An 18,346-nucleotide genomic window follows, 5' to 3' on the forward strand; every position below is an offset into this window, starting at 1 on the left:
GTCATCGCTCTGCATCACGCTGCCAGCTCCTGCGCGCCAGGCAATTGCCGCGGCGGCAGGTCGGCGACCGCTTCGGCGATCGCACGGATATGATCCGGCGAGGTGCCGCAGCAGCCGCCGACCAGATTGAGCAGGCCGGCCTGCGCAAATTCGCGCAGGGTTTCGGCCATTTCTTCCGGGGTTTCGTCGTACTCGCCGAAGGCATTCGGCAGGCCGGCATTGGGATGCGCGCTGACATAGGCGTCGGCAATCTGCGCCAGCGTTTCCACATGCGGGCGCAGGTCCTTGGCACCGAGCGCGCAGTTCAGGCCCACCGACAGCGGCCGCCCGTGCGCGACCGAGGCGTAGAACGCCTCGGCCGTCTGGCCGGACAAGGTGCGTCCGGAGGCATCGGTGATGGTGCCGGAGATCATCACCGGCAGGCGCCCGCCGCGCGCTTCGAACACTTCCTCGATGGCATACAGCGCGGCCTTGGCGTTGAGCGTGTCGAAGATGGTTTCCACCATCAGCGTGTCGGCACCGCCGTCGATCAGGCCGTCGATGGCCTCGCGGTAGGTGTCACGCAAGGCGTCGAAGCTGGTGTTGCGGTAGCCGGGGTCGTTGACGTCCGGGCTGATCGAAGCAGTGCGGCTGGTGGGGCCGAGCACGCCGATCACGAAGCGCGGCTTGTGCGGGGTCAGCGCCTCGACTTCGTCGCAGCAGGCGCGCGCAACCTGCGCGCCGGCTTTGTTCAATTCGTAGACCAGATGTTCCAGGTGATAGTCGGCCTGGCTCACCGAGGTGGCGTTGAAGGTATTGGTTTCCAGCAGGTCGGCACCGGCGTCCAGATAGGCGCGATGGATGCCGGCGATGATCTCCGGGCGCGACAGCAACAGCAGGTCGTTGTTGCCTTTCAGGTCGTGGCCTTCCGGCGCGTGTGCGTGATCGCAGCCCGGGCCATGCACGTGTACCTGCGCGCTGTCGTAACCGTCGGCAAAGCGGCTGCCGCGGTAGTCGCGCTCCTGCAGATCGTGGCGCTGGATCATCGTGCCCATCGCGCCATCGATGATGAGGATGCGTTCGGCGAGCGCGGCAGTGAGTCTGGCGGCGCGCTCGGGATGCAGCCAGGGCAGTGCAAACGGGATTGGAGATTGGGGATTGGATACCTGCGTCATGATTCAGCTCTCCGCGAAGCAGCGCCTTTGCTTTCAACGATTCCCGATTCCCGACTCCCAATTCCCGGCTTCACCGCAATCAATGAAATCACCTCGAAATGCGGCGGGCGCTTCTCGCGCGTCACCGTCTCCAGGCTGGACACGTCCAGCCCGGCTTTCTCGGCAAACCTGCGCAGTTCCTTGGCAGCAAAGCCGAGATTGACGTGGCCATAGGCATGCACCGCGGCACGGTGTTCGTGCTTGGCCAGGCTGCACAGCAACAGGCGGCCGCCGGGGCGCAGCACGCGCGCGGATTCGGCCACTGCCTGCGCCGGCTTGGCTGCGTAGGTGAGCGCATGCATCAGCACCACCAGGTCGAAGCTGGCATCGGGAAACGGCAGCGCATGCATGTCACCCTCGCGCACTTCCACATTGCGCAGCTTGCGCAGGCGCTCGCTGGCGGCGGCGACCACGCGTGCGCTGGTGTCGATGCAGATGTAGCGGGTGGCATGTGGGGCCACCAGCTCGGCCAGCACGCCGTCGCCGGAGGCGATGTCGAGCACGTCGCCGGTTTCCAGCAGGGGCAGGGCGGTGCGCGCCAGCGCCTCCCAGGTGCGCCCCGGGGAGTAGTGCCGCTCCATGTCGCCGGCCACCGAATCGGCCCAGTTCTGGTCGGCGGCGCGGTTGGCCAGTACTGCCGCCACGCGCTCGGCGTCCTGGCGCAGCAGCGGGTCGTCGCTGCCGGTGCTCAGTGCCAGCCACAGGGCGCGCTGCGCCGGGTCCAGCGACACCTCATCGAAACGGTAGTAAGCCGACACGCCGGCGCGGCGGTCGCGCACCAGGCCGGCTTCCTTGAGCTTGGCCAGGTGCGTGGACACGCGCGGCTGGGCCAGGCGGGTGATCGCCGACAGCTCGGCCACGGTGAGTTCTTCCTGCTCCAGCAAGGTCAGCAGGCGGACGCGGGTGGCGTCGGCAAATACCTTCAGGCGCGCCGACCAGTCTTCCAGATCCATGAATATCTCTATATCGCGATATGGAGATATTTTCGGCCGGGCAGGGTGTGGGGTCAACTACATACGCATGCGAATGGTTGGGGCTACAATGGGCGCTCAGCCTAGGCCTGGAGGGGTGCGACGTGGATTTCAGCTTTACCGAAGAACAATTGATGATCCAGGATGTGGCGCGCCGCATCGCCCAGGAAAAGATCGCCCCCAGCGCGGAGCAGTTCGATCGCAGCGGCGAGTTTCCGCTGGAGAACATCCGCCTGCTCGGCGAGAACGGCCTGATGGGCATCGAGGTGCCGGCCGAGTACGGTGGGGCCGGCATGGACCCGATCAGCTATGCGCTGGCAATGATCGAGATCGCCGCCGCCGACGGCGCGCATTCCACCATCGTGTCGGTCAACAACTCACTGTTTTGCACCGGCATCCTGAAGAACGGCAGCGAGGCGCAGAAACAGTTGTACGTGCGCGCGATCGCCGAAGGCGCGCAGATCGGCGCGTTCGCACTGACCGAGCCGCAGTCCGGTTCGGATGCCTCGGCGATGCGCTGCCGCGCGGTCAAGCAGGCCGATGGCAGCTTTGTGATCAACGGCAAGAAGAGCTGGATCACCTCCGGTCCGGTCGCCAAGTACATCGTGTTGTTTGCGGTGACCGAGCCGGACAAGGGCTCGCGCGGCATCACTGCCTTCATGGTCGACGCCGATCGCGCCGGCTTCCATCGCGGCAAGACCGAGCCCAAGCTCGGCATCCGTGCCTCGGCCACCTGCGAGATCGAGTTTGCCGATTACATCGCCCAGCCCGAGGAAGTGCTGGGCGTGGAAGGCGAGGGCTTCAAGACCGCGATGAGCGTGCTCGACGCCGGGCGCATCGGCATCGCTTCCCAGGCGGTCGGCATCGCGCGTGCCGCCTATGAAGCGACCCTGGCCTACGTCAAGGAGCGCAAGGCCTTCGGCGCGGCCATCGGCACCTTCCAGATGACCCAGGCCAAGATCGCCGACATGAAATGCAAGCTGGATGCAGCGCTGCTGCTGACGCTGCGCGCGGCCTGGTTGAAGGGGCAGGGCCAGAAGTTCGGTACCGAAGCGGCCGTGGCCAAGCTCACCGCCTCGGAGGCGGCGATGTGGATCACCCACCAGGCGGTGCAGATCCACGGCGGCATGGGCTATTCCAAGGAGATGCCGCTGGAGCGTTACTTCCGCGACGCCAAGATCACTGAAATCTACGAGGGCACCTCGGAAATCCAGCGCCTGGTGATCGCCCGTGGCGAGACCAGCTTGCGCTGAAGCGCCTGATCCGGCAGTACGTCGCGGTCGACACCATTGGCCCAAGCTGCGCAGCAGTCGATCCGGCATCTTGGCGCTGGCGAGTGCCTCGCACTGTGTAGGAGCGCGCTTGCGCGCGATGAGGCTTTATCGATAACGTCCCATCGCGCGCAAGCGCGCTCCTACGCAAACGTGAGCGGTCAGATATCGCGGAGGCGCCGTGTCAGCGGCCTGGCACCGGCACACCGCAAGCACCGTCACAGCCCTACATCGCACATGGTTGCGCCCGACCTTGTCGCGCGCGGCGCGCGCGGATCACAATCGCGGCTTCTCTGGCCTCTGGTGCGCGCATGCCCCGGTCCTTGCACGCTGTGTTTACCCGCCTTTCGTTGTCCGCCCGTGTTCCGGTGCTGGTGTGTTGGGTGCTGTTGCTGGTCTGTGCCGCGGCAAGTGCGCAAACGCCGCCGCCCTCGATCGTGCCCACCGACCGCCTGCAGGAAGCCTGGTGGGCGCAGCGGCATGCGCAGGTGCTGGAGCAGGTGAAGCAGCACGCCGACACGCCGCTGTTGTTGATCGGCGATTCGATCACCCAGAACTACGAAAAAGCCAAGGCGCCGGACGAGGATTTTCAGCCGACCTGGCAAACCTTCTACGGCAGCCGTGGCGCGCTCAACCTGGGCTTCAGCGGCGACGGCACCGAGAACGTGCTGTGGCGGCTGGCCAATGGTGAGGTCGATGGCCTGCAGCCCAAGGTCGCGCTGGTATTGATTGGTACCAACAACACCGGCCACCTCGGCCAGACCGCGGAGCAGGCCCAGCTCGGTATCGATGCGGTGGTGGCGGCGATCGAACAAAAATTGCCGCGCACCCAGATCTTGCTGGTGGGCGTGCTGCCCAGCGACATCTCCGGCGAGAAGTCGCGCCGCGATGCGCAGATCAACCAGGGCCTGGCGGTGCGCTATGGCGACAATCCACGCGTGACCTATCTGGATGTGGGGTCGATCTTCCAGCGCGACGGCAAGCTGCGCACCGAGCTGTTTTACGACACTCGCTTCCGTCCGCCGGCCGCTGCCCTGCATCCGGACACGCAAGGCCAGCGCATGCTGGCCGAGGCGATCGAGCCGACCCTGGCGCGCCTGCTGGGCGAGCCGCCAGTCAAGCCGGTTGCCGCGCTAGGTCGCGATTTTGCGACCTCGCTGATTCCGGTCGACCGGCTGGAGCAGGACTCTTACGACTGGTATGCGCGTCACCATGCGGCGCTGGCCGCAGCGCGCACGCTCAAGCCCGAGGTGGTGATGATCGGCGATTCGATCACGCACTTCTGGGCCGGCCCACCGCAGGCCACGCGTGTCAGTGGCCCCGAGTCCTGGAGCTGGTTGTACGGCAGGCGTCCGGTGCTGAATCTGGGCTTCGGCTGGGACCGCACCCAGAACGTGCTGTGGCGCATCCGCCAGGGCGAGCTCGACGGCCTGGATCCGCGCTGGGTGGTGCTGCATATCGGCACCAACAACCTCACCGGCACCGCGCAAGCGCGCGTCGCCACGCCGGCCGAGACCGCGCAGGGTGTGGAGGCGGTGGTGAGCGAGGTGCGTCGCCGTTTGCCCAGGAGTCAGCTGATCCTGATGGCGATCATGCCGCGCGGCCGCCATGCCGGGGATGCGCAGCGCGCGCCCATTGCCGAGACCAATCGGCTGCTGGCGGCGCGTTATGGCAAGGATCGGTCCGTGCGTCTGGTCGACATCGGCCCTCGGATGCTGCAGCCGGACGGGACCTTGCCCGAGGCGCTGATGCCGGACGGCACCCATCCCAGTGAGACCGGGTACGCGATCTGGGCCACGGCGCTGCGCGAGGCAGGCATCACGGCAACACCATAGGCCGTCCTGGGCTGCGGAGTCAGGGCAGCGGCGTCGAAGAGGGCGCTGCTGTCTTGTAGCAGGCTATCCGGTTGCACGGTTGCCGCGTCATGGCGTGAGCGGAATGAAGCGCCGGCCGCCGATCAATAGCGGGCTGCCATCGGCCGGCAACGCAAGCGCACGGCCACCAGCAGAACTTTCCGGACCCCAGAAACCAGAAGACCCCCGATCGCTCGGAGGTCTTTTTAAACTGGTGCCCAGAAGAGGACTCGAACCTCCACGAAGTTGCCCCCGCTAGCACCTGAAGCTAGTGCGTCTACCAATTCCGCCACCTGGGCAGGTGAGCCGCGAATTTTGCAGACTCCCGGCGGGCTTGTCAATGCCTGGCGGCCGGCAATTGCGACCGGCCGGGCGAGGCGTGCCGCCCATGGCGCGGCCGCAAGGGGTACCATGTAAGCAATGACAAAGAAAAACACCCCAGATTCCGATCGGCCCAGTCGCCGCAAGTCCACCAGCCCGGGCGAGTCCACCACCGCCGAAAAACAGAAGTTGCCGGGCTGGATGCCGGACTTCCTGGTCCGCGCCGCCGCCGGTGCGTCGACCAAGTCCGCCAACAAACGCGCTGCCGACAAGGCCGCCAACGCCTCGCCCGAGCTTCCGGTAGCGCCCGCGCTGCCCACGCCGCCGGCACCACGCGCACCGCATCCGCGCAAGAGCGGTCCGCCGGCGCCGCCGCCGGAACGCTTCCAGCAGGCGCCGACCGAAGCGCCCGCGCCGGCGGCGGAGTTCAAGGATCCGCATGCCGATCGCGAAGCACTGCGCTACGCCGAGCCGATCGCCAGCCGCGAAGCCATCCTGCAGTTGCTCGACGCCTGCGATGGCCCGCAGACCGCCGAGGAAATCGCCGAACAACTCAATCTCAGCGACCGCATCGACGCGCTGGGCAAGCGCCTGGCGGCGATGGTGCGCGAAGCGCAGCTGGTGCAGAACCGTCGCGGCGGCTACGCGCCGGTGCAGCAGACCAGCCTGATCGCCGGCGTGGTAATCGCCAATCCGGAAGGCTTCGGTTTCCTCAAGCCGGACGAAGGTGGCGATGACCTGTTCCTGCCGCCTTATGAAATGCGCAAGGTCATGCACGGCGATCGTGCGCTGGCCAACGTCACCGGCATCGACCGCCGCGGCCGTCGCGAAGGTGCGATCGCCCGCGTGCTCGAACGCCGCATGTCGCGCATGCTCGGACGCTTCTTCTACGAGCATGGCGTGGCCTATGTCGACCCGGACGACAAGCGCGTGCAACGCAACGTGCAGATCGCACCTGACGGTATCGGCGAGGCGCGCGAAGGGCAGTTGGTGGTGTGCGAACTGATCGCGCCGCCGGACGCGCGGCGCCCGGCGATCGGCAAGATCATCGCGGTGCTCGGTGACAAGCTCACCCCGTCGCTGGTGGTGGAGATGGCCATCCACGGCCATGAGCTGCCGCACGAATTTCCGCAGGAAGTGCTGGACGAGGCCGCGGCAGTGCCGTTGGTGGTCGAGCCGCAGATGATCGGCGGGCGCGTGGATCTGCGGCAGATGCCGCTGGTCACCATCGACGGCGAAGACGCCAAGGATTTCGACGACGCGGTGTATTGCGAGCCCAATGTCGACGGTTTCCGTCTGGTGGTGGCGATCGCCGACGTGTCCAACTATGTGCGTCCGGGCACGCCGCTGGACGATGAAGCACAGAAGCGTGCCACCTCGGTGTATTTCCCGGGGTTCGTGGTGCCGATGCTGCCGGAGACGCTGTCCAACGGCATCTGCTCGCTGATGCCCAAGGTCGACCGCATGTGCTTCGTCTGCGACATGCAGGTGGGGCGCGACGGCGAAGTCACCGGTTCGCGTTTCTACGAAGCAGTGATGAACTCGCATGCGCGCCTGACCTATAACCAGGTCTGGAAGGCGGTGGGCGAAGACGACGCCGACACCAAGGCCTTCATCGGCCCGTTGCTGCCGCAGGTGCAGCGCCTGCACCAGCTGTACAACGTGCTGTCCAAGGCGCGCACGCAGCGTGGCGCGATCGAGTTCGAAACCTCCGAAGTGCGCTTCGTGCTCGACAACACCGGCGAAGTCACCCAGGCCGGCATGCTGGTGCGCAACGATGCGCACAAGCTGATCGAAGAATGCATGATCGCCGCCAACGTCGAGGCCGCGCGTTACCTGCTGAGCATGCATGTGCCGGCGCCGTACCGCGTGCACGAGCGGCCGCCGGAGAGCAAGTACGAAGACCTGCTGGAGTTTCTCAAGGAATTCCAGCTGAGCCTGCCGGCATGGAGCAAGGTGCGCCCCGGCGACTACACCAAGTTGCTGAAGAAGGTGCGTGCGCGCCCGGATGCGGCGCTGCTGGAATCGGTGCTGCTGCGCAGCCAGAGCCTGGCGGTGTATTCGCCGGACAATAACGGTCACTTCGGTCTGGCGCTGGAGGCGTATGCGCACTTCACCTCGCCGATCCGGCGTTACCCGGACCTGCTGGTGCACCGCGCGATCAAGCACGCCCTGACTGGCGCCAGTCCGGAAAAATACATCTATACCCCGCGTCAGATGGCGGCCTTGTCGCTGCAGTGTTCCGAGCGTGGTCGGCGTGCCGACGAAGCCGAACGCGAAGTCGACGAGCGGTATCGCGCCGCGTGGATGGAAAAGCATGTCGGCGGCCAGTTCGATGGCGTGATCAGCGGCGTGACCGGGTTCGGCCTGTTCGTGGAGTTGACCCAGTCCAAGGTCAATGGCCTGGTGCATGTCACCCAGCTGCCGCAGGACTATTACCAGTTCGATCCGATCCGCAAGACGCTCAGTGGCGAGCGCCGTGGCCGCACGTTCCGTCTGGGCGATCCGGTACGGGTGCTGGTGCTGAAGGCCAGCATGGAGGAGCGCAAGATCGACTTCCGCCTGGCCGAGGATCGCGGCGATTCGCCCGAACCGCCGCCGCCGCCGAGTGCTCAGCCGGCCAAGCGCAAGAAGAAGCAGTACTAAGCGCGTCTTCAGGACCGCGAGCCGCCGTCCGGCGGCGGCCCGCGATGCGTGCGGACCGCCGGATATGAGCGGCAGGTCGTTGCGGGCAGACGCTCGCAACGCGCGCTGGGTGCCCACTTTCAAGGCTTGAGGCGACGATGGACGCAGCAATCGAGTACAGCGGTGGCTGCCAGTGCGGTGCCGTGCGTTTCCACGTGCGCGGCAGGCTGACGGACGCATCGATCTGCCATTGCCGCATGTGTCAAAAGGCCTTCGGTGCCTACTACGCGCCGTTGGTTTCGGTGCGCGGTGTCGAGTTCAGCTGGACACGCGGCGAGCCGAAGCGCTTCGCCTCTTCATCGATGGTGTTGCGTGGCTTCTGCGCCGAATGTGGAACGCCGCTGACCTACGAAGCGCCCGACGGCCTGGCGATTGCTGCCGGTGCGTTCGATACGCCCGAGCGGCTGCCTCCGGCAATCCAGTACGGGGTGGAGCGCAAGCTGCCCTTCGTCGATGCATTGGCCGATCTGCCGGCGCGCACCACCGAGGAAGATGTCGCCGCATTGGCGTTTCTGACCGATGTGGTGTCAAGGCAGCATCCGGATCACGATACCGCGCAGTGGCCAGTGTGAGTCCGCGCCCGCAGGCGTGAGCGCCTAACGCAGGGCGCGCGATAACGGGTGGGTCCAGGTGCCGGCACCATCACAACGGTGCGAGCGCCATCTTCGATCCCCACAATCGGCCGTACAGCGTGCTGAAGTTCTGGCCGTGGTCCAGGAACAACGCGATCTCCTTGCTGGCAGCGCCGTCTGCGCTCCGGCCGTGACGTGGCAGGCCGCAGGCCCTACCATTCCCCTTTATCTCTTCGTATCCGGCGCAATGAGCAGCAAGCAGAATCAGTGGATCGTCGGCGTCAACGCCGTCGCCTCGTCCGTCGAGAACGACGCCGACAACGTGCGCGAGGTCTTGATCGAGGCCGGCAGCAAGAATCCGCGCCTGATCGAAATCGAAGAGCAGGCCCGCCGCAAGGGCATCGACGTGCGCCGGGTCAACACCCAGGCACTCGATGGCGTCGGTGGGCAGGTGCGCCACCAGGGCGTGGTCGCGCGTTATGCCGCAGCGCGGCTGTGGGCCGAAAACGAGCTCGAAGCGCTGGTGACCGCAGCCGAGGGACGCGCCTTGCTGCTGATCCTCGATGGCGTGCAGGACCCGCACAATCTCGGTGCATGCCTGCGCAGCGCGGCCGCGGCCGGCGTCACTGCGGTGGTCATTCCCAAGGACAAGTCGGCCACCGTCAACGCGACCGTGCGCAAGACCTCGGCCGGTGCGGCCGACCGTATTCCGGTGGTCGCGGTGACCAATCTGGCGCGTTGCCTGCGCGATCTGCAGAAGCAGGGCGTGTGGCTGTATGGCCTGGCCGGCGAAGCCGAGGCGTCGCTGTACAGCGTGGACCTGCGCGGCAACGTCGGGCTGGTGCTCGGTGGCGAAGCCGACGGCCTGCGTCGTCTCACCCGCGAGCATTGCGATGGTCTGGTCAAGATTCCGATGCCGGGCGATATCGAAAGCCTCAACGTGTCGGTGGCCGCCGGCGTGACCCTGTTCGAAGCGGTACGCCAACGCCTGGGCGCCTGAAGCGGCGACCGAAACGGCTGCGCTCACCGCCAGGTGGGCGCGGGCGCGGCCGATGCCCGACTCGGCACGCACCCCACCGTGCACTGCGCTTGCTGCACGTCTTCCGCATCCAGCTGGCGACTGTTCGCCCTGTGTTGCCAACCACTCTGCATCGCACGTGCGTGCCAATGGCGAGCGCAGGTCGATCGGCATGGCGAGATCGCGCGTGCGGCGCGGTTTCGATCCGCGCACCCGCGCAGTGGCCGATCTGCGCAAACAATGGCGCTGGTGCGCTTGCCGCTGCAGTGCCGGGCGCGCAGGTGGCCCGCCGCGCATGACGTTGACCAAGGCGTGCGACGATTGACCGGCGCGCGCGCCCGTTTTTGCCTACCATATCGGCAGCGAACGGCGTGTTATGTCTGATGAGAGATGGGGCGGGGGCCTGGTCGACGGGCGAGAACGGATGCGATGCCAAGGCGTCGGCACGGGGAGACAAGCGGCCGCAGCGCTGGCTCGGTGCCATTATCTGCATGCTGCTGGCGCTGTGCTCGCTCGCGGCACTGGCTGCACCGGCCGGCACGGCGCCACTGCGCGACTACGCGATCGACAGCTGGAGCTCGCGTAACGGCCTGCCGCACAACTCCTTGCGCGATATCGCCCAGACCCGCGATGGCTATCTGTGGTTCGCCACCTGGGAAGGCCTGGTGCGTTACAACGGCCTGGAATTCGGCATCATCGACCGCAGCACGCGTCCCGGCCTGCCCGACAACGGCGTCGGCGCCTTGTACGTCGACCACGACGGGGCGCTGTGGCTCAGCGATGCGCGCGGCAATCTGGTGCGTCACGGCAGCGACGGGCAGTGGCGGCACTGGCAGCGGCAGGGACCGTGGCCGCAGGCGCTGATCCATGCAATGACCATGGATGCGCGCGGTCGCATGTGGTTGCTGTTCGAGGGCCACGGGCTGGGCTGCCTGTGGCCGGATGGGCGCTTCGAGTATTTTCCGCCGCGCGATGGCGTGCCGCTGCAGAGCAGCTTTCCGCGCATGGCATTCGACGACCAAGGCCGGCTGCTGATCGGCACGCTGGACGGCCTGATCTATCGCGAACCGGACGGACGCATGCATCGCGCCCCGGCCGCGTTCGGCCTGCCACCCGGGCTGGCGTGGCCATACCGCGCGCCGGACGGCACGCTGTGGGTCGTCGCCGGCGAGCAGCTGTATCGGCTGCGGGGCGAGACTGCCGAGCTGGTACGGCGGGTGCCCGGGCAGGGCCATTTCACCGCGATGCTGCAGGACCACCATGGCGACCTGTGGCTGGGCAGCGAAAATCAGGGGCTGCTGCGCATCGGCAGTCATGGAGTGGAGCATCTGCCGGCTGGTCGCAGCCTGCCGACCGGGCGCATCGTCAGCCTGCGCGAGGATGCCGAAGGCAGCATCTGGGTCGGCGCCAACGGCGGGCTGTTTCGGCTGCGCGAAACCCTGTTCAGCAGTTACAGCCAACGCGATGGGCTGAGCGGCGACTACGCCCGCGCGGTGCTGGAAGACCGCGACGGCAGCCTGTGGATCGCCAGCACCGCCGGCCTGGATCGGATGCTGCCGGACGGGCGCATCGTGCCGGTGGCGGTGACCACGCCATCCGGGCGCAAGCTCTCGGTGCTCAGCCTGGCGCTGGATCGGCACGGCGATCTGTGGGTGGGCACGTATGCCGATGGCGTCTTCGTGCTGCACGACGGACGCCTGCTGCGGCATTACGGCGACGCCGAGAGCATTCCCAGCGGGCATATCCGCGCCATCGTGATCGACGACTCAGGCGTGGTATGGCTGGCCACGCAGCGCGGCGTGGTGAAGCTGGTGAACGGCAAGCGGGTGCCCCTGGCGGTCGACGGCCTGCCCGATGGCGTGGTGACCGCGCTGGCCAGCATCGATGGCGCGCTGTGGATCGGCTCGGTCGACGGCGCGGCGGTACTGCGCGCCGGAAAATTGCAGCAACTGAATCTGGAAGCGCTGGGCGGCGCGCGGAGCGTGTTCGGTTTTCAGCGCATCGGTGACGCTGTCTGGATCTCGACCGATCGCGGCCTGTACCGGGTGCGCAACGGCAGACTCGCACGCGTGGGGCTGGAGCAGGGCATGCCGGTCGATACGGTGTTCCAGCTGGTCGGCGACCGGTTCGGCAATGCCTGGATCAGCAGCAATCGCGGCGTGCTGCGCACACAACTCACCCTGCTCGACGCGGTTGCCGATGGACGCGGCCGGCTGGTCATCGAACGCTATGGCGAGATCGACGGCATGGGCAACGCGCAGGCCAACGGCAGCTCCGGGCCGAGCATGATCGCGCGTGCCGATGGCTCGATCTGGGTGGTCACCGCCGGCGGCGTGAGTACGGTCGACCCGGCGCGCCTGCAGCGCTTTCGCGAGCGGCGCGCGCCGCCTGCGGTGATCGAAAGCGTGCAGCAGGACGCACGTCCGCTGACATGGCGGCAGCAGGCACGCCTGCCGGGCGGGCATCGCCTGAACGTGTCCTACGTCGGCATGAGCTTTCTGCTGCCGGAGCGGATCGAGTACCGCACGCGCCTGGAAGGCCTGGACAGCGACTGGACCGAGCGTGGCCGGCAACGCAGCGTGGAATTCATCGGCCTGCCGCCGGGGCGCTACCGTCTGCATGTGGCGGCCCGTCACCCGGGCGGTGCCTGGAGTCCGCACGAGGCGGTGTGGGCGTTCGAGGTGCTGCCGCTGTGGTGGCAGCGCCAGGACGTGCGTCTTGCCGCGGTACTGGGTGCGATTTTATTGCTGGCGCTGGTGTATCGGTTCCTGCTACGCCGCTACAAGAGCCATAACGCACGCCTGGCCGAACTGGTGCGCAAACGCACCGAAGATCTGCAACTGCAGGCGCAGCGTTTGCTGCAGGCCAACCAGGAAAAGAGCGAGCTGCTGACACGGCTGCGCATCAAGTCGGATGTCTTTGAGCGCCAGGCGCACGAGGACGCCCTGACCGGGCTGCCCAACCGCCGGCATTTCGACGAGGCGCTGGCGCGCGACATCAGCCGCGCACGCCGCAGCGGGCGGCCGTTGGTGCTGGCGATTCTGGATATCGATCATTTCAAGCGCATCAACGACCACTATTCGCACGCCAGTGGCGATGCGGTATTGCATGAAGTCGGTGTGCTGCTGACCGCCGCCGCGCGCGCGTCGGACCTGCCGGCACGCCTGGGCGGCGAAGAGTTCGCCCTGCTGCTGGCCGACACGACGCTGGAGGATGCACAGGCGCTGTGCCAGCGCATCCGCGCGCTGTTCCACGCGCGCCAAGGCTGGGGCGGCGTGGAAGGCCTGCAGGTGACCTTCAGTGCCGGCGTGGCCCAGTTGCGCGACGACGACACCGGCTCATCGCTGATGCAGCGCGCCGATCAGGCGCTGTACCAGGCCAAGAGCGCGGGGCGCGATCGCATCTGTGTGGGTTAGGTGCTGGGATTGGGGATTGGGGATTGGGGATTGGCAAGGGCAGTGTGTTGATCTGCTTTAGAACCCACCGACTGGCTGTGCCATTGCGTGCGGCGCATCGTGGCTCAGCAGAAGGGACGCGTCAGGCAGCGTGCCTTTGCGAATCCCCAATCCCCAATGCCCAATCCCCGCTCAAACAGGCCCCGGCCAGGCATTGGCGATCGTGCAGAACAGTCGCGCGGTCTGCTCGGTGTCGTAGACCGCGCTATGCGCATCGGCGGCATTCCATTCCAGGCCTGCGGCTTGTGCCGCGCGCGCCAGCACGGTCTGCCCGTAGGCCACGCCGGCCAGGGTCACGGTGTCGAACACGCTGAACGGATGGAACGGGTTGCGTTTGTGGCCCACGCGCGCAACTGCGGCGTTGAGGAAGTTCAGGTCGAAATGCGCGTTATGGCCGACCAGGATCGCGCGCTGGCAGCCGTATTTCTTCACTGCCGCACGCACCGGCGCGAACACATGGTCCAGCGCGTCCTTTTCCTGCTTTGCAAAGCGGAACGGGTGGTCGAGCACGATGCCGGTGATCTCCAGCGACTTCGGGTCGATCTCCAGTCCTGGCGCCGGCACCAGATGGGCACTGGCGGTGTCGCCGGGGAAAAACCGCCCGTCGGCATCCATTTCGATCGGCACGCAGGCAATTTCCAGCAGGGCGTGCTTGTTCCAGTCGAATCCTCCCGTTTCCACATCCACCACCACGGGCAGATAGCCGCGGAAGCGCCGCGACATGGGCAGGAAGGAGGGGGCAGGTTGCAGGTCGACCGGTTCGTTCATCGGCATAGCCTAGCAGGTCGTACGGCCGGCCCGATCGTGGCAGCTGGCGGCCTGCCCGCGTGTACTGAGCGGCGATCCGGCAAACAAAAGCCCGACCCGTGTTGCCACGGATTGGGCCCGGAAGCTGTGCTACACCGCTGGCGTCAGCGGGCGGCGACCACGCTTGCGATCAGCCCGGTGGCCACCGCAATCAGCACGTAGTTGTTGTCCACGCGGCGCCATTCGTGCCCGCGCTGCGGCGTGTTCAAGTGATGCTTGCGGTAGTCGGCCACCCGCGTGCCGCGATGGTCCGGTGCCAGACGTTCGCCACGCCGGTACGGCGGGCCGCGACGATCGTTGCGGTAGTCGTCGTTGTGCGCGCTGGGGCGGTGGTCACGCTTGTCATCGTGTCTGTCGTCGCGATGATCGTCGCGGCGGTCCGGGCCATGCGCGTCGTGGTGCTGCGCGCTGCGGTCGCGGTCGTCATGCTGTTGCGGCGTGGCGAACGCTGCGCCGGACGTGAGCAGCGATACAACCATGAGGGATCCGATGATGCGTTTCATCTGCCTACTCCTGCGTCACAGGAACAGCCTGTGCGAGTTCACCGTAGGCATTTGGAGCTGAATACGTAATGAAATAAGGCGTTGCGGCCTGTGCCAGCAAATGCCGCCGGCACACATTGACGATCAGATGACGCCGGTGGTGCTGGTGTCGTCGCGCTTCAGGCGCGGCGGCAGCGGCTGTTCGCCGTGGACCAGGAACCACACGTTCTCGGCGATGTTGGTGGCGTGGTCGCCGATGCGCTCCAGGTTCTTGGCCATGAACAGCAGGTGCGTGCAGGGAGTGATGTTGCGCGGGTCTTCCATCATGTAGGTCAGCAGTTCGCGGAACAGCGCGGTGTATTGCGCATCCAGGCGTGCATCTTCGTCGCGTACGCGGATGGCCGCATCGGCATCCTTGTTGCGGTATGCCTGCACCGCTTCGCGCACGGCATCGGCGGCCATCTGGCCGAGCGCACGCAGGCCCACCGTCTGCGGCAGCGGCGGTGCGGAATTGAGCGCGATCGAGCGCTTGGCGACATTGGCCGCGTAATCGCCGATGCGTTCGATATCGGCGGGAATGCGCAGGCCGGCCAGGATCTCGCGCAGGTCGCGCGCCATCGGCCCACGCAACGCCAGCCGCATCACGTCGTGGCTGATCGCATGCTCCAGCGCATCGATCGCCTCGTCGTTGACCACGATGCGATGCGCGGCGTTGTCGTCGCGACGCTCCACCACATCCAGTGCGGCTTCCAGCTGCGCCACCGCCGTGTCGCCCATGCGCACGATCTCGGCGACAAGACGGTGCTGCTCCTCGTCGTAGCTTTTGACGATATGGTCGTTGAGGTGCTGGTTCATCGTGATCTCGATTCGTGGCGGTGGTGGATGTCCGCCGTACCCCTGGCGGCATCGCAGACGATGCAAATGTCGTGCCGGGCAGTGCGGCGGAGCTACGTCAATGTGGCGTTGCGATGGCCCGCCTTACATCAACCGAAACGGCCGGTGATGTAGTCCTCGGTCTGCTGCTTGGACGGCTGGGAGAAAATCGTTTCGGTGCGGTCATGCTCGATCAGGTCGCCCAGGTACATGAAGGCGGTGTAGTCGGAGACACGCGCCGCCTGCTGCATGTTGTGGGTCACGATCACGATGGTGTATTCGCGCTTGAGCTCCTCCACCAGTTGCTCGATACGGCTGGTGGAAATCGGATCCAGCGCCGAGGTCGGTTCGTCCAGCAGCAGCACGTCCGGGCGGAGCGCCACCGCGCGTGCGATGCACAGCCGCTGCTGCTGGCCGCCGGACAGGCCCAGCGCGCTTTGCCCCAGCTTGTCCTTGACCTCGTCCCACAGCGCGCCCTGGCGCAGCGCCTGCTCGACCCGGTTCTGCATGTCGGCCTTGGACAGTTTTTCGTGGTGGCGGATGCCGTAGGCGACGTTTTCGAAGATCGTCATCGGGAACGGCACCGGCTTCTGGAACACCATGCCGACCTTGCTGCGCAGCCGGTTCATCGGGTACTTCGGCGACAGGATGTTTTCGTTGTCCAGCAGCACTTCGCCGCGCGCTTCCATCTTCGGATACAGCGCATAGATGCGGTTGAAGATGCGCAGCAGGGTGGACTTGCCGCAGCCCGACGGCCCGATCAGCGCAGTGACGCGCTTTTCCGGAATCTCGATGTTGATGCCCTTGAGCGCGTGGTACTTGTCGTAATAGAAGTCCAGATTGCGTGCGGCCACTTTCACCGGCGCCTGCGCGGCCGGTGCTCCCTTGGCGGCCGGAACGGCGATGCGATGCATCGGCATGGCGTTTTGGAGATCGTTCATGTCGGGTGTCCGGAGGGAGAGGTCAGTCATTGGAAATCTTGTTGCGCAATAGCAGGGCGCGCGCGCCCAGGCTCACCAGCAGCACGAACACGGTCAGCACCAGCGCGCCGGACCAGGCCAGGGTCTGCCAGGTCTCGTAGGGGCTGCCGGCGAACTGATTCATGATCACCGGCACGCTGGCCATCGGCTGGAACACGTTGCTGTTCCAGTACTGATTGCCGAAGGCGGTGAACAGCAACGGTGCGGTCTCGCCGCTGATGCGGGCCAGGGCCAGCAGGATGCCGGTGAGGATGCCGGCCGAGGCGGCGCGATACAGCACCTGCACGGTGACCTTCCACTGCGGGATGCCCAGCGACAACGCCGCTTCGCGCATCTGCGCCGGCACCAGGCGCAGCATTTCGTCGGTGGTGCGCACCACCACCGGCAGCACGATGAAGGCCAGCGACAGCGCGCCGGCAAACGCGGAGAAGCGCCCGCCGGTCTGCATCACGTACAGCGTGTAGACGAACAACCCCAGCACGATCGACGGTGCCGACAACAAGATGTCGTTGACGAAGCGCACCACCAACCCGGCCTTGCGTGCATTGCCGTATTCGGCCAGCCAGGTGCCGGCGGCAATGCCCAGTGGCGTGCCGATCGCCAGCGCCAGGCCGCACATCACCGCACTGCCGAAGAAGGCATTGAGCAGGCCGCCTTCCTGCATCGGCGGCGGTGTCATCTTGGTAAACAGGTTGACGTCGATGCCCGGCACGCCCTTGGACAACAGGGTCCACAGGATCCAGGCCAGGAAGAACAGGCCGAACACCGCGGTGACGCAGGACAGCAACAGTGCGATCGCGTTGGTCACGCGGCGGCGGTTGTACAACGATTGCGAGACCGAGGACATCAGTTGCCCTCCCGACGCGACAGCTGCATCAGCATGAAGCGCGCAATCGCCAGCACGATAAAGGTCACGATGAACAAGACAAAGCCCAGCAGCAGCAATGCCGAGCGATAGGTTTCGGTGGCCTCGCCGAAGTCATTGGCGATCAGTGCGGCGATGGTGGTGCCGGGCTCCAGCAGCGACGGCGACAGCCGCACCGTGTTGCCGACCACGAACGCCACTGCCATGGTTTCGCCCAGCGCACGGCCCAGGCCCAGGAACACGCCGCCGATCACCGCAGAGCGGGTATAGGGCAGCACGATGTCCCAGCTGACTTCCCACTTGGTCGACCCCAGCGCGTACGCCGATTCCTTCAGGCGCGTCGGCACGGTCAGGAACACCTCGCGCATCACCGAGGAGATGAACGGAATCACCATGATCGCCAGCACGAAGCCTGCGGTCAGCAACCCGATTCCCAACGGCGGGCCCTGGAACAACGGGCCGATCAAGGGCAGCGTGCCCAGGTGATCGTTGAGCCAGGGCGTCACGTGTTCGGTCATCACCGGCACCAGCACAAACAGGCCCCACATGCCGTAGATGATCGACGGGATGCCGGCCAGCAGTTCGATGGCGGTGCCGACCGGGCCGCGCAGCCAGCGCGGCGCCACCTCGGTGAGGAAGAACGCGATACCGAAACTCACCGGCACCGCAATCACCATCGCAATCAAGGCGGTGACCAGGGTGCCGTAGATCGGCGCCAGCGCGCCGTATTTGTTTTCCACCGGATTCCAGTCGGCGGAATAGAAAAAGCTCAGGCCCTGCATCTGCAAGGCATGGCGCCCGCCCCACAGCATCGACAGCGCGGCGCTGCCGAGCGCCAAGAGGACGAAGACGACCGTGGCGGCCAGCGCAAGCTTGAACAGGCGATCGGCACGTGCATCGCGCAGGTCGCGGCCGCGCGGGGCGGTCATCGCTTCGGGAATGGCGGTGGCATTCATTCGATTGGACTCGTCACCCGCGCACTGGCGGGAGCGTGAGACAG

Annotated in this window: 14 protein-coding genes, 1 tRNA gene and 1 other RNA gene; 7 read left to right on the forward strand and 9 right to left on the reverse strand. The window is 66.3% G+C overall.

The features are described from left to right. Positions 1-14: 14 nt before the first annotated feature. On the reverse strand, positions 15-1,154 hold the full coding sequence (locus ABQ137_RS08700; protein WP_349782034.1) for a homocysteine S-methyltransferase family protein: 1,140 nt from the start codon (positions 1,152-1,154) through the stop codon (positions 15-17). Continuing rightward, positions 1,151-2,146 (reverse strand): ArsR/SmtB family transcription factor, encoded by a 996-nt coding sequence (locus ABQ137_RS08705; protein ID WP_016904295.1) that lies wholly within the window; start codon positions 2,144-2,146, stop codon positions 1,151-1,153. The genes ABQ137_RS08700 and ABQ137_RS08705 overlap by 4 nt, the downstream gene beginning before the upstream one ends. A gap of 152 nt (positions 2,147-2,298) precedes the next feature. Between ABQ137_RS08705 and ABQ137_RS08710 the strand changes: the two genes are divergently transcribed. Both ABQ137_RS08710 and ABQ137_RS08715 read left to right on the forward strand, forming a co-directional pair. Continuing rightward, positions 2,299-3,417 (forward strand): acyl-CoA dehydrogenase family protein, encoded by a 1,119-nt coding sequence (locus ABQ137_RS08710; protein WP_349782353.1) that lies wholly within the window; start codon positions 2,299-2,301, stop codon positions 3,415-3,417. A 329-nt stretch (positions 3,418-3,746) separates the two neighbouring features. After that, entirely contained in the window at positions 3,747-5,270 is a 1,524-nt protein-coding gene (locus tag ABQ137_RS08715) for a platelet-activating factor acetylhydrolase IB subunit (protein ID WP_349782036.1), read from the forward strand. Between the two features lie 230 nt (positions 5,271-5,500). Here ABQ137_RS08715 and ABQ137_RS08720 read toward each other — a convergent pair. Then, positions 5,501-5,587 (reverse strand) — tRNA-Leu (locus ABQ137_RS08720). A gap of 121 nt (positions 5,588-5,708) precedes the next feature. Between ABQ137_RS08720 and rnr the strand changes: the two genes are divergently transcribed. The 5 genes from rnr (at position 5,709) to ABQ137_RS08745 (ending at position 13,300) form a co-directional block, all read left to right on the forward strand. Further along, positions 5,709-8,255: a ribonuclease R gene (rnr, locus tag ABQ137_RS08725; protein ID WP_047128508.1), complete on the forward strand. Its 2,547-nt coding sequence runs from the start codon at positions 5,709-5,711 to the stop codon at positions 8,253-8,255. A 137-nt stretch (positions 8,256-8,392) separates the two neighbouring features. After that, complete coding sequence (locus ABQ137_RS08730; RefSeq protein WP_349782039.1) at positions 8,393-8,866, forward strand: GFA family protein; 474 nt, start codon at positions 8,393-8,395, stop codon at positions 8,864-8,866. Between the two features lie 247 nt (positions 8,867-9,113). After that, the gene (gene rlmB / locus ABQ137_RS08735) at positions 9,114-9,866 is read left to right on the forward strand and encodes a 23S rRNA (guanosine(2251)-2'-O)-methyltransferase RlmB (RefSeq protein WP_024940443.1); all 753 of its coding nucleotides are present in this window, start codon (positions 9,114-9,116) and stop codon (positions 9,864-9,866) included. A gap of 66 nt (positions 9,867-9,932) precedes the next feature. Further along, positions 9,933-10,009: non-coding RNA, sX9 sRNA (locus ABQ137_RS08740), on the forward strand. 258 nt (positions 10,010-10,267) lie between these two features. Then, positions 10,268-13,300, forward strand: a complete 3,033-nt coding sequence (locus ABQ137_RS08745; protein ID WP_349782041.1) for a diguanylate cyclase domain-containing protein — start codon at positions 10,268-10,270, stop codon at positions 13,298-13,300. Positions 13,301-13,471: 171 nt separating this feature from the next. On the opposite strand, the gene rnt is transcribed toward ABQ137_RS08745, so the two are convergent. The 6 genes from rnt to pstC all read right to left on the reverse strand — a co-directional run bounded on the left by rnt (position 13,472) and on the right by pstC (position 18,302). After that, complete coding sequence (rnt, locus tag ABQ137_RS08750; protein WP_102584351.1) at positions 13,472-14,113, reverse strand: ribonuclease T; 642 nt, start codon at positions 14,111-14,113, stop codon at positions 13,472-13,474. 137 nt (positions 14,114-14,250) lie between these two features. Continuing rightward, positions 14,251-14,649, reverse strand: a complete 399-nt coding sequence (locus ABQ137_RS08755) for an RcnB family protein (RefSeq protein ID WP_349782044.1) — start codon at positions 14,647-14,649, stop codon at positions 14,251-14,253. 123 nt (positions 14,650-14,772) lie between these two features. Next, positions 14,773-15,483: a phosphate signaling complex protein PhoU gene (gene phoU / locus ABQ137_RS08760; RefSeq protein ID WP_005994733.1), complete on the reverse strand. Its 711-nt coding sequence runs from the start codon at positions 15,481-15,483 to the stop codon at positions 14,773-14,775. 128 nt (positions 15,484-15,611) lie between these two features. Then, positions 15,612-16,442, reverse strand: a complete 831-nt coding sequence (gene pstB / locus ABQ137_RS08765; protein WP_016902480.1) for a phosphate ABC transporter ATP-binding protein PstB — start codon at positions 16,440-16,442, stop codon at positions 15,612-15,614. A 22-nt stretch (positions 16,443-16,464) separates the two neighbouring features. Next, positions 16,465-17,328, reverse strand: coding sequence for a phosphate ABC transporter permease PstA (gene pstA, locus ABQ137_RS08770; RefSeq protein WP_039511726.1), 864 nt, complete (start codon positions 17,326-17,328; stop codon positions 16,465-16,467). Beyond that, positions 17,328-18,302 (reverse strand): phosphate ABC transporter permease subunit PstC, encoded by a 975-nt coding sequence (pstC, locus tag ABQ137_RS08775; protein ID WP_006450306.1) that lies wholly within the window; start codon positions 18,300-18,302, stop codon positions 17,328-17,330. The genes pstA and pstC overlap by 1 nt, the downstream gene beginning before the upstream one ends. Positions 18,303-18,346: the final 44 nt, after the last annotated feature.

It is taken from the genome of Xanthomonas sp. WHRI 8393 (genome assembly GCF_040203315.1).
Taxonomy (GTDB): Bacteria; Pseudomonadota; Gammaproteobacteria; order Xanthomonadales; family Xanthomonadaceae; genus Xanthomonas; species Xanthomonas arboricola.